Source organism: Achromobacter pulmonis, from assembly GCF_021733725.1.
Classification (GTDB): Bacteria; Pseudomonadota; Gammaproteobacteria; order Burkholderiales; family Burkholderiaceae_B; genus Achromobacter; species Achromobacter pulmonis.
Genome location: NZ_JAIFOT010000001.1, coordinates 1,381,574 through 1,394,134 on the forward strand (window position 1 = coordinate 1,381,574; position 12,561 = coordinate 1,394,134).

Here is a 12,561-nt window from a genome sequence, read left to right on the forward strand (position 1 = left end):
AGAAGCAAGCCGAAGCCCATGTTCGTCAGGCAATCGCTCGTGGCGAACTCGTTCCCACGAACGCCCGGTATACCACGCAAGTAGCCCGCGAACGGGAAAAGCGAATCCTGCAGATCGAACGCGAAGGAAGAGACATGGTCGAGCCCATCCTACAGGTCGAAGCTGCCCAAGCGGCGTTGTCGGGTCGACGGCTCAAACCTGGTCAGTTGGCGGCCGCTGAGTTGATCCTCACGAGCACCAACCGCTTTATAGGCATACAAGGTCTTGCCGGCACGGGCAAGTCCCATATGTTGGCGCAGGTCAAGACGGCCGCCCAATCTGCTGGGTTCACGGTCAAGGCGGTGGCCTCCTACGGCAAGCAGATCGAAGCGCTGCGCGAACTCGGGATGGAAGCGCGCACCGTCGCATCGGTCCTGGAAGCGCGCCAGCAGGACCGCTTCAAACTGGACGCGAGTACCGTCCTGGTGATCGACGAGGCGGGCGTAGTGCCGGCGCGCATCATGGAACGCCTCATGAAGATGGCCGAAGCGGACGGCGCGCGCGTGGTCATGCTGGGCGATACTGGCCAGACCAAGGCGATTGAGGCGGGGCGCCCTTTCCACCAACTGCAGGATGCCGGTATGGCCACCGCCCTGATGGGCGACATTATCCGGCAGAAATCTCCTGAGTTGAAAGAGGCGGTTGAGCATGCCGCGCGAGGTCGGGCGTCCACCTCGTTGGGCGTCATCAAAACAAAGCTGCGATCTGTACACACCATCGGCGAAGACGTCGCGCGTTATCGGCGCATCGCAGCCGAATACGCGGCACAAGACATCGACGACCGGCGCGAAACGCTCATCGTGACGGGAACGAACAAGTCGCGCAACGCGCTTAACGAAGCGACGCATCAGGCTCTAGGCTTGGCCGGCCGCGGCTTCGAATTTAACTTGCTCACTCGGCGCGATACCACACAGGCCGAACGCCGTGTGGCGCACTACTACCGCCATAACGACATCATCCAGCCTGAGCGAGACTACAAAATCGGAGGTCTCAAGCAAGACGAGATGTACCGCGTAGTCGGCGCCAATCCTGATAAGCCGAACGAGCTGGAGGTCGAGCATATCGCCACGAAGACGAGGTTGACATTTAATCCGGCGAGAACGACGAAACTCTCGGTTTATCAGCCGGTGGAAGCCGAGCTGTCCGCGGGTGACTGGGTTCGCGTGACGCGGAACGATGCCAAGTTGGACCTGGTAAATGGTGGCCGCTTCGAGGTCCTGGCGGTCACCCCGACCACAGTGACGATCGGCAACGGCGGAAGGCGCCTGACGCTGGACGCAGCGTCTACCCCACTCCACTTGGATCGCGCCTATGCGACGACGAGCCATAGCGCGCAAGGGCTGACGTGCAATCGGGTACTCATCAATGCCGAAAGCTACAGCCGAACAACGCAGCGCGACGTCTACTACGTCGCCATCTCACGGGCCCGCTTTCAAGCGGACATCTACACTAACAACGCTGAGAAGCTTGGACGCGCAGTCGATCGTCTTGAAGAGAAGACTGCCGCACTCGATATTGGCCTGGAAACCACACGGCCATGGCGCCCGAAACCGAGACTGCAGCAGATAGAGATGGAAACTTGAGAAAGGCTGCTCGATACTGTGGCCAAGGGGCGGGAAACGCTACCGTGTTTGCCTGGCTGGCTTTCGTCTTCGGGTGCAGCAGACTAACACTAGAAGGGCCCCGTTGGTCAGTGACTGCCCATGTCCGGGAGCCGTTTGTTGTCATAGACGGCTCCCGGACACAACCTGGCGGTCCCTACAGCTTCATGCCTGGGCGCTTCGAAGCTGCCGGGGGACTAGGTGGCGGCGTTTGTTGAAGCGCACGATGCAACTCCTCCAGTCCAACTCTCTTGATCGTGGCATCCCCCTGCCCTCGCATTACCAAGCGTATTTTTTCTTGCCCGCCTTGCTGAGTAAAAACCCAATCTACATAGCGACGAAGGGCCGCAAAATCTACACCTCTGGTGCTTATCCTCGCGAAGAAGCTTTGAGCGAAGGTGTCAGCGCGAATTCGCTCCTTTTCGTTCGGCTTTTCCTGTGCCAGCCCGCAATCCGTGCCCATTCGACTGCAGTTACATACTTCGTGTCGGTAGATGTTCAGCCATAGAGCAAGGTCTTGTCGGCCTGCCCACGAGATGAAATGACATCTATCATGGAGTTTTGCAATCAAAGGCTCGCACTCCAGAGCTTTGCAGAGCTTATGCCGTTTAGGTTTCTCTCGCTCGGAGTTCAGGTCGCCATCCGAATCTTTGAACTCGACTAGCACGTATCGGCTCTCGCTAGAAAGTAAGTAATCTGCGAGGTCCTTATCGCTTGATCCAAAGGCAAACGGTCGGTAGGTTACTCCATTGGCTCGGGCAGCCTCCCGCATGTATTCATTGAAGACATCGATTACTCCTGGCTCGTTTCCGCTCATTGTTGGCCGGTTTCAAGTAAAGCAATAGTTTATCGTCAAGGGGCGACCAATGTGAACGCCCATTGAAATGGTTGTAATTGGTCGGAAGGCGCCAATCGTGTCTGGCTGCTCTCGGCCAAGACCGGTCACTAGCCCACGCACCGAAATCCGGCCAAAAACGGAAATTAGTCCTGTAAATTTACGAGCTAAGAAAAACTCAAGAGGAGAGGCGTATGAGTTCTGGCAAATACTACATTTCCAACGGTTACATCTACGGCCCCAAAGAGTCAGGTCGTTTCTATATTCAGAATGGCTACATTTATGGGCCAAGAAATAGCGGCAAATACTACATCTCAGATGGCTACATCTACGGTCCGAAGAAGAGCGGAAAGTTCTACATTTCTGACGACTACATTTACGGCCCCAACGAAGAACTCCCCTGGCTCGAAGATTAACTTTGTAGTAACCCACATTGCAGATGCGACGAATGGCCACGAGTGACATTTGATGGTCCCCCAAAAATCTCAACCGAGGATTCCCATGAGATGAATCATGGGGTATCTGTGAGTATTCACGGGGCAACAAGGGAAATCTCCAGTACTTTTGCTTCCCGGCAACCCAATCTCCGGTGAACTCAGCCCATCAGGCCAGAATCCCTATCTCTTCGCCCTCAAACCAGCCAGTTTTCAAAACGGCCTCGCGCGCCGCTTGAGGGTTCTTCGACCAGAGGACTAGAGCCAGGCTCTCCTCCGCTCGACTGCAGGTGACGTAGAGCAATCGAAGGGTCCGGTCGACTGATGTCTCATCGCCCTCTTCGATGCTCTCCAAGTCGGAATCGTTCAGCGCCTCGACTCCGAATACCCTTTCGTAAGAGAAGCCGCTGCCCTTCGCTTCAAGGTCATCCATAACGACCATGACGTGCGGAAACTCTGAACCTTTGACCACCTGGTGGGTGGCCAACTCGGTTTCACCACGCAAGTACTGCCGATAGCGCCCAATCTCCTCCCATTCAGTGTCGAAGAGTGCACACCAACCCCTGCGCCGTCTGACTTCCTTGTCCTCCTTGCCTCGGCCAACTGGAGCCGGCGGAGGCTCAGACTCATCATTGAACGCCGTCACAAAGCGGGCATCAACTTCAAAGACACCCGCTTCAAGCAACGGACGCATAACGTCGCGAACAGTACTCCCTGGCTTACGAGTGAGCGTCGCGAACTCTGCTATCGCTGAACTGAGTTTGTCCAAGGCCGCTCGCTTTTCGACCACATCATCGGGAAGGTTTGCTAATGCTGCGGCCTGTCTAAGTACCTCCATCGAGGAGAACTCGTCGAGCTGACCGGCTATGTCGACGCATTCCGCCAAGTCAAGGACCGAGCCAAGTAGCGGTCGCACCATGTTCGGACCCGAGCGCTCACCATTGCTCTTGGGGTTCGCAGCATCCTTGTCCAGGAGCTGCATCGCGCTGTACGCGTCGAGGAACCGTCCTCGCTTGGCCGCAAGCTTGTGTTCCAGCGCCAGCGTCTTGTATCCCTTCTCAGCATCACTCCAGGCGTTTTGTCCTGTAACTTGAGCCATGACACGAGCACAGCCCGCCTCCTTCTCCATCTTCGACTCCGTGACCTCGTTCGCATTGCCAATGAAGATTCGAACGATGCCACCGGTCTTCTCCGTCCGCGGGTGCTGAGCGAAGCCTGTCTTCGGCTGGGTCCGCCCAACCACGTCGGCATCCCAGATTGCGTTGATGAGGTCGACGATTCGCTTCTGGCTCCGATGGTTCATCTTCAGCGCTGGCACAGCCCACGTGTCCGGCACATGCGATGGCAGGTCCCTATGGCCATCGGGATAAATGCGCTGTCGATGGTCTCCCAGTAGACCGAGATGGAATCTCCCCGGTCGCTCCTTAGCGACGCCGAGCAACGCATCTAGTATGCCCTTCATGGTGTCCTGCGACTCGTCGATGAGAACGAGGGGATGGCGGTCCTCAAGGATTCGACGCAGCGTAGGTCGGTTGCTGATGAGCCACGCCGCAACGCTCAGCACGCTCGTGTGCGACAACGCTCCCATACCATGGGTTGTCTTGTCAGGGTGATAGAGGAACTTGGTGATGCCGCGGATCTCATCGGCCTTCTCTTCAATCTCGGCATACTTTCTGCGGTCCGTCTCGGTCTCTCCACGCTTCTTCGCCGCTGCTGCCGCCTTGGCTTCCGCAAGGGCGTTAGCGTTCAACGCGAGCAGAGCATCTTGGATGTCCCCATCGAAGCCTTGGATGAGTTCCCAGCAGAACGAGTGGATGGTGGAGACTACGGTCAGGTGATTCTCCCCCAACCTGCCGCCAACCACTGCCGTGGCGTTCTTCGTGTACGTGATAACTCGGACCGTTTGACCTCGGCTACGCAGGCGCTTAGCGAACTCGCCGCCGGCTTGATGCTCAACCACTCCCGTGATTCGGCGGAGTACTTCCACCAGGGTGCGAGTCTTTCCTGAGCCAGCTCCAGCGAACAGGAAAAAGCTGCGCGGTGCCGCGGCGGTGACATAGCCGCAGATGTCCTCAACCACATAAGCATCGCGCTCATTGCCTCTAGGCTCCACGTCCGCGCTCATGGAGTCTCCCCCTCGGTGACCTTCAGCTGAGCACTCAACCAAGTCAGTGCGTCAGCGATATAGTCCGGGCACTTCAGATTCGTGCCAGCGTTTAGCCGCTCAAACAGCGTCGCGGCAAAGTCCCCCTTGCTGAATGAGCCATGAAGCATGTCGTGCAGTTCCTCGAGAAGCTCCGCGTGGTCAGGGTGGTCGAGAACGAGCCCCAAGACCTTGCCCAGCGTCCCGACGTGCTTCACCTTCTTCCCATCGACATCCTTCTCGTTGTCCAGTTTCTTGAACCAGTCGATGTTCGTAAGGATGAGAGAGTCTTCGAACGAACTCGGCCACTGGTTACTCGCTGCAGTCACCGGAGCCTGCCAGGCAAAGCGCACCTTCAGGCCCGTGGGAGACACCCACTCAAGATGTGCCGCAGTCGGCTTGCCGTAGTCGTTGAAGCTCGGCAGGTTCGGATGCCACTTCGTCAGCGTGTCGTTCCCGCACTCGAGCTCCGCTTGGCCCGCGATGTGGACTGCAGCCCGGACCAAGCGACCCTTCTTGTTGATCTTGGGGATGACCGGGTCGAGGTCGGTGACGACGGCCGTCGGGATGCCTAGACGCTCCACAAGTGGTTTAAGCCTGTGCGCATGGCTCCCTCCGATGTCCAGGAACGACAGGTACTTCTTGGCAAGCCTAGGGAAGTCCCGTTCGATAAACAGCGGCACAAGCATTCGCTCTGCTGTTCCTTCCACAAAGATGGCGGCATCAGCGAACAGCAGGTCGGTGTGCTGTACCTGGAAATAGCGCTCCGCAAATGTCCGGGTTTCGATGTCGTCGCCGAACACATCGCCAAGGTTCACCACCTCCGTGCTCGGCTTTGCTCCAGTAGCTGTACCTGGAATCCGCTTGACATATCGAAGTCGGGTGAAGCTGTCTCCATGGGCCAGATGGCTTGAGTGAGTGCTGATGAGCAGTTGGCTCTTGAGGCTCGAATGCGGCTCGCCCTTTGGCTTAATGAGACCCAACGCGTTGGATGAGAAGTTGCGCTGGACCTGCACGTGAAGGTGAGCTTCAGGCTCCTCCACCATCACAATGTGAACCGCAGCCGGCGCCCCCTCGGGTGGATTCAATCGAGCCGTCCGGAAGGAAACCAGCATGAAGCTGAGCGACTGCAGGTTCTGATATCCGAGACCGATGGAGTGCTCTGGAAGGGCCTCATCTAGGACCGTTTTGTCGGCGCTGTACTGCACAGCAGTACTGTGGGCAAGTAGGTCGGTCGTCTTGATTCGGGTGCGGAAGTGGAACTGCTGTGGGTCGTGTAGGCCCGGGTATCCGAGCACCTCGACGTCTTCCATCGCTGGCTGCAGTGCGTTGTAGACGGACTTGTCCAACTCTGCCTGCGCTTTCGCAATCGCAGCAATCAGCTCCTCGCCGTTCCCATAGCTGCTGGTCGAGACGTTCAGATGTTGCCGCGCAAACTTCAAAAGCTGGCTTGAGAACAAGCCTGGGCGAGAGTTCGCCGTCTCCGACTTTGCTTCGTCCTCCTCGGCACCGAGGCCTCGCTGCGCCGCAACGAAGTCAACACGAATGAGCTTGCGAAGGTGGCTGATTTCGACTTGCGTCGCGCCTGCCGCCAAGTCCTGAAGGGTCACGCCCTTCTTGACCGCAAGCGGCCCCTTTGCCGGGTCAAGGCGATATGCAGAAACACGGCGAAGGTCGGCGGGATTACCGAGCCAGTAGTCGATGATGTCAACGGGCCAAGCATGGCCGTTCTTCGGCAGAGCCTTCACGGGCGCCCGGGCAGCGCGATACGCGCCGGCCAGCTTTCGTAGGTCCTTGGTAGTCGACACCGGCTCCAGACGAACTCGGACGCCTACAGCCCCGCCTGCCCACTTCAGCGATGTGATGAACGGCGCTACGTAGTTGTAGGCGCCCTCCTTCACGTCGAACCAAAGGTCCACGAACGGCATGCATGCGAGAAGTTTCTGAAGCTGCGCCGCCCAAGCCTCCTCATCTTTGGTCTCGGTTGTCGGGTCATCAGCAAGCACCTCCCAGGCCTTGCTGAGGTCGCGCAGCTTGGCCCAGTTCGACAGGCTCAAGTCGTAGGCGCGGAAAGCCGATGTCTCGCTCAGAAAGTTCCGAAGGACCGTAAGCAGCGAGGTCTTCCCGCTATTGTTGGCCCCCACCAGTATGGTGGTCTCCTCATCGAGGTCAAGACGAGTGCGCGACAGCCGCCGAAAGTTACAGACTTCTATGCAAGCTAAGCGGACGGGCGAAGAGGCGAACCCTGCTGCGCTTGTAGCCGCTGTGGCTGTTCCAGGCGCTTCTGGGAAAGCTACAGGGACTGCTATACGAGCGGATTCCGCAGCAGCCGGGATTTCATGTGTCTTCATGTCACTAGATTTGTTATCGTCGATGCTACGGCGGTTGTTATGTGTAGAGGTACAGGAAACCGAGCTCAAGCGAACTCTCCCCAAACTTCATTCTGACGTCCTCCCCCTTCGTCTTCTAACCGGCATTTTGATACAAAACCGATATGGCGCCTAATGTTCCGTCAATATCGGCATACATCTGCCGTATCGCCGTCGGTTAAAGCACCTCAGAAACAGAAGAGCCATGAAGAGTAGCCTTGGCACGCCAACCAACCGGCTTCAAGTGGCCAACCGCAGCGCGTCTGTAGCGTGTCTCGGCGGAAGAAGCTTAAGAACAATCGCCTCAACCTCTGCTCGGCCAATCGGTTTAAAGTCCATGGGCTTCCTTGCATCGTTGTAGCGGGCCTCGTTGGGATCCTGACGAAATTGCATTAAGCAATCGTCCTCCGACGAGGTTCGCCTGTGTCCGCTTGGGGAACTGTCGTACTTCCGCTTCGGGTCGAAAATCGACCATAGACGACTTCCGACCAGAAGCGGGCCTTCGAAGCGCGACACGGCAGAACCCTGGGAGTAAAGGCGGCTTCGCCGGAGATACAGCCCAAACGGGCGCTTGACGGCATTGCGACCGAAATGACTATGGGGTAGAGCCGCTCGGCGACAAGCCTTAAGCGGAGGCCTACTGGCGCCGCAACTCAGCGCAAATTCCTAGGCACGCGATACTTGAGAAAATATCTGCGAGTGCATTCCAGATGCGCAGGCTCCCAGTAAAGCGTCATCAGGTTCTCAATTTACATCGTATTAGCGCGGTGCACGATTTGTCCGGCTTATCCGGCGTGCTCTATATTTGTGCACATGACAGACGATCTACCCGAAGACAGCCCGCGTTATGTGCCGTCCAGCTTTATGCGGAAGCGGCGCCCATACCTGTTTTCAGACACACGAGACGGCACAGAATTCGCGCTCACACGGGAGGTGCTGGCAAACCACCTGGATACGATCACGGCGCGCAACGAAGAGAATGTTTTCGAGAAATTCGCGCGCAAGCTGGCCGCCGTCGAAATCTGCCCAAATTTGCGTCCAAACACTGGCCCTAGTGGCGGAGGAGATGGCAAGGTTGATACTGAAACCTACGAAGTCAGCCCGGAGATCTCCGACCGCTGGTACATAGGGCAGCCAGAGGCCGCGTCTGAACGCTGGGCATTTGCGATCAGCGCCAAGGAGCAGTGGAAGGGCAAGGTCCGCAGCGACGTTAAAAAGATAGCCGAGACGGATCGCGGCTACACCAAAATCTACTTCATCACGAGCCGCAATGCGCGCGCGAAAGACCGGGCCGACATCGAGTTGGCGCTCCTGAAAGAGCATGGCGTGCCGGTCACCATCCTTGATCAGGCCTGGATTCTGGAGTGCGTGTTCGAGCACGGGCGCGCGCCGCTTGCCGTGACCGCCCTCGGCATGAGCGATGAACTCAAGCGCCAAACCACTGAAACCGGCCCACGTGACCAAGTGCGCATCAAAGAGCTTGAGACGCTGGACGCGCAGATTGCGGATACGTCCCGGCTGCCGACCCTTGTCGCTGAAGACATGCTGGAGGCCGCGCTTGCGGCCCGAGGCCTTGAACGACCCCGCTCTGAAGTTGAGGGGCGGTTTACGCAGGCCCGCCGCGTCGCACGGAAGGCGGGAAACCATCTGCTCGAATACAAGATCGTCTATAACTGGGCGTGGACAGCGAACTTCTGGTTCGACGACTTCGACCTTCTGTCAGAGCTGTACGGTGATGCCGCAGACCTCGTGGTGGACCTAAGAAATGCAGAGCTGGCCTCCAAGCTGACAAACCTGTGGTCCGTGCTGCGCATGGCCGTACTCGCCGGCGCCCTGGACGAAACGCAGGCCAAGATCTCGGAGCGTAAAGCCACGCTCGCGAAAATTCTCGCCGATATCGCGGCCGATAAGACCCGGCCCAACAGCGCGCTGCATGCCCGCTCGCTGCAATTGTTCGTCGAGATGATCAATCGCCGCCATGAGCGCCCCGATGAGCCCATGGACGATATCTGGGTGGCGCTTCGCGAAGTGGTCGCCGGCGCCGACGGATACGGCATGTTTCCTTTCGAAGAGCTCGCGGACTCGCTCACGGAGCTTGGAACTTATATCAAGGACAGTGACGCTTTCGACGCGCTGTTTTCCGCCATCGCAGAAGTGCAGGCACAGCGAACCGGTGAGGGTGAAGCGGCGACCATGTTGGTGACCCGCGGCCATCAGAAGCTGGAGCAAGGCGAAACCTACGAGGCGATCCGCTGGTTCGGCAAGGCGATCGATCGCCTTGTGAAGAAAGAGTTCGAACGCGAACTGATGCTCGCGCTGGGCGGCCTTGCCATGGCGTACAACAAGGTCGGATTATGGTGGGCGGCGCGGGTCTGCGCACTCTCCGTCATCAGCCATCAGGTTACGGCGGGCACCATGGTAGACGGCAGTCTGGGCGCAATTAGCCCCGCCATGCTGCACGGACTAATGCGTATGGAACTATCTCTTGGGCGGGTGGGCTACGCCATACTCACACATCAGCTCGAGCTAATCGTTCAAAACGCACGTGGAATGAACGACGAAGCCGTTGATCGGTGCCGCCATGGCAACGCGATGCTGATGAGCGCGCTGCTGATCAGAGCGCCGTTCAATCGGCGAGAAGACCTCACGCGTCTGCCTGATATTCTTGATGAGTATGCGCTGTTTGAAGCGCGGATGCCGGTCCTGTTCCTTCTTGGCCGGCTCGACCAGCTACGAGAAGAAAGCTCGATTCCGCCAGATGTCGGCGATAACGAAATGCAGGCCCTCATCCAAGCGCTATGGGATGCCGGGCCGGAACACGGCATCCGAACGGCGCCGAAGTTGACCCTTGATGACATGCGCGTGCTCTCAACCCGCATCCTCGGCGTTAAGCTGACCTTTGAGACAGACGCAGATGTGCAGGGAATACAGATCGCGGAAACGATCCTGGGTGTGATCGAGAGCTTCGTCGCCACGAGCCTCGGCGCGCGAGTGCTGCCAAACGTCGACAGGTTGACCGTGCGTGTGGCTGCGGATGTGGCGCATATCGCTGCGCCCTCGATCCGGTTCGAGAGCGCGCGGGGCTCCTCCCTTGGCATCATAACCTACAGCCCGAGCTTTGCAGGTGAGTCGCGGGAAGACGCCCAAGCATTCCGAAATTTTTGCCATCAGGCACTCGCCCTGATCGTTGGCCGCATGATGGGCTTCGCCGAACCCCAGCAATGGCTTGAGCAACTTGCCGTCGAAGAGCGGGTATTCGACCGTGCGCTCATCTTCTGCAACGTGCCGCTGATGACGTGCAACGTCTTCGGCAAAGGCGTCCCCGTACCGCTGGCCCTCGCTGAGAAAGAGCCCGTTCTCTATCCCGATCAACGCACCCAAGCTTGGGCGCCTACTGGAGACGAACATCCCGCAGGCCCGCCGGTCTTTGGTGAAGGCGAGCCGCCGCCTGGCAGCTTTGACATGAAGGAGATGCCGCATACTGTTTATGAAGTGCGCTCTCCGATCGACGTGGAGGCGTGGAACCGGGCACAGTGGAACGGCTCAGCCTTCATATACACGCCCGCGCCATGTGACGACATTCCGTTTCTTGGCCTCTGCTTCGAGAACCGTGAAGCCGCCGAAGAGATTTTTGCCGGCTGGCATGCGCGCATCGGCAGCGACGATGGCACCGAGCATTTGCGGATCACCATCCTGCGTGGCGTCGATAACAAAGATTCCAATGCCTATTGCGTGTCGATCGGCCCGCCGATGCATTTCGGGGACGAGCTGAAGGGCGGGCAGCTGTTCGGCTACGTCACTCGCAACAACCGCATGTATCCAAAAAGTAGCGCGCATCTTGATGCTTTCCTTGGAGCCTATGCCCACGCGGGCTCGTTTCTGCTTGTGCCGTTTCATCTTCCAGGGAGGCGCGGCCAGCCAATCCCTATCCCGGTCAAACCGATCCCCATGCGCGAACTTCACGTCAGGCAGGCGTGGGAGGTTAGCGACAACGATCCCGATTTGATGGCGCTACGACCGGACGACGATCCCTACATACCGCCCGGCATCGGGAACCCTCCGGTGCTGCGCGCGCTGGCGCGCGTTCGCCGAATCAAGGATAGGGCTTAGGGCGACCGACCGCTTAGGGTCGTCATCGGCCGGTCGACAAGGGCGGCTCTCGGCCAGGAGCTGTCATCGATTGTATTCGTTAGGAGTTATATCTCTGAGCGTAGCGTTTTAACGTGGTCCGAAAGCACCTTAGGGTTGCCACAGCGCAACTGCACGCCAAATCAATTACCATCTCGCGTTTAAATAGTGCTGATGGTGAGTTCCAATGGAAGTAACAACAACTGAGTGGACTGGGGCGGTAGGTGTTGCCGCGTGCAGTGTCGCAGTACAGTTTTTGATCGCTTATCTAAGTCGTCGACAAATTGCGAAGCAGCTTGATCTGCAGCACCTGGTATCACATCGCACAACGGCAACTTTCGTTGCAGATAAGCGCCAAAAGTGGATTGATGAGCTTCGCACAGACATGGCGTTCTATCTGGCTTTGTCGCAAGAGATCGTATGGAAGTGGGATGGTATGCGCTCCCGTGCGGCATTGCGAGTCCAGGAGGACGCGAAAAATGATGCGGGAGAAATCGACCCAGTGATGGCCAGCAAGATTTTTCAGGACGTCGCTGACGCTTTTTCACCGGAGAACGGTGCGCGTGACCGCGAGCATCAGGAGCGACATATCCGCCTCATGTTCCGACTGAACCCGAAAAAGGACCTACACGTCAAGCTTCGGGAGTGCCTCGACCTCATCAGGAAATCGCTGCATCGTACCCAAGGCGCGCGCACACGAGCTGAGGCGAAGGAGCTGCTAGACAGAACGATTCACCTGATCCGCGAAGCGCAAGACCAGACGGAAGCCATCTTGAAAGCCGAGTGGCAGCGTGTGAAGCAGGAGGTTGCCTACCCCGAAGTGTTGATGTCGACAATTCCCAAGCCCGTCGCAAAGAAGTAATAAAACTTTGGGTTTTCGGGGCTCTGGCATGTACAACTGGCCGGGCAATCTCCAGGCCCTCGTCGACTACCGTTGGCTACAGCACGATCGACCGCTTCCGGCCGATTTTGTTGAAAAACTCGATTGCGCGTCGCGATTTGTCGCGCTTAC

General features: G+C 58.0%; 6 protein-coding genes. 4 read left to right on the plus strand and 2 right to left on the minus strand.

Annotated features, from left to right (window positions below; all coding sequences use genetic code 11):
• Window positions 1-134: 134 nt before the first annotated feature.
• A complete protein-coding gene (locus K2W61_RS27850; RefSeq protein ID WP_419761634.1) occupies window positions 135-1,622 on the plus strand; it encodes an ATP-dependent DNA helicase in 1,488 nt (495 codons plus the stop codon).
• A 1,047-nt stretch (window positions 1,623-2,669) separates the two neighbouring features.
• On the plus strand, window positions 2,670-2,891 hold the full coding sequence (locus K2W61_RS06345; RefSeq protein ID WP_236755239.1) for a hypothetical protein: 222 nt from the start codon (window positions 2,670-2,672) through the stop codon (window positions 2,889-2,891).
• A gap of 187 nt (window positions 2,892-3,078) precedes the next feature.
• Here K2W61_RS06345 and K2W61_RS06350 read toward each other — a convergent pair whose 3' ends face one another.
• Both K2W61_RS06350 and K2W61_RS06355 read right to left on the minus strand, forming a co-directional pair.
• A complete protein-coding gene (locus tag K2W61_RS06350) occupies window positions 3,079-5,034 on the minus strand; it encodes a UvrD-helicase domain-containing protein (protein ID WP_236755240.1) in 1,956 nt (651 codons plus the stop codon).
• A complete protein-coding gene (locus K2W61_RS06355) occupies window positions 5,031-7,361 on the minus strand; it encodes an AAA family ATPase (RefSeq protein ID WP_419761635.1) in 2,331 nt (776 codons plus the stop codon). The genes K2W61_RS06350 and K2W61_RS06355 overlap by 4 nt, the downstream gene beginning before the upstream one ends.
• Before the next feature lie 873 nt (window positions 7,362-8,234).
• Here K2W61_RS06355 and K2W61_RS06360 point away from each other — a divergent pair.
• Together K2W61_RS06360 and K2W61_RS06365 are read left to right on the plus strand one after the other, a co-directional pair.
• A complete protein-coding gene (locus K2W61_RS06360; RefSeq protein ID WP_236755241.1) occupies window positions 8,235-11,531 on the plus strand; it encodes a hypothetical protein in 3,297 nt (1,098 codons plus the stop codon).
• 205 nt (window positions 11,532-11,736) lie between these two features.
• Window positions 11,737-12,411, plus strand: coding sequence for a hypothetical protein (locus tag K2W61_RS06365; protein WP_236755242.1), 675 nt, complete (start codon window positions 11,737-11,739; stop codon window positions 12,409-12,411).
• The last annotated feature ends 150 nt before the right edge of the window (window positions 12,412-12,561 follow it).

Bases quoted from the DNA above. Each gene is read 5' to 3' on its own strand.
- K2W61_RS27850 (WP_419761634.1), top strand. From the start codon at position 135: ATGGTCGAGCCCATCCTACAGGTCGAAGCTGCCCAAGCGGCGTTGTCG.
- K2W61_RS06345 (WP_236755239.1), top strand. From the start codon at position 2,670: ATGAGTTCTGGCAAATACTACATTTCCAACGGTTACATCTACGGCCCC.
- K2W61_RS06350 (WP_236755240.1), bottom strand. From the start codon at position 5,034: ATGAGCGCGGACGTGGAGCCTAGAGGCAATGAGCGCGATGCTTATGTG.
- K2W61_RS06360 (WP_236755241.1), top strand. From the start codon at position 8,235: ATGACAGACGATCTACCCGAAGACAGCCCGCGTTATGTGCCGTCCAGC.
- K2W61_RS06365 (WP_236755242.1), top strand. From the start codon at position 11,737: ATGGAAGTAACAACAACTGAGTGGACTGGGGCGGTAGGTGTTGCCGCG.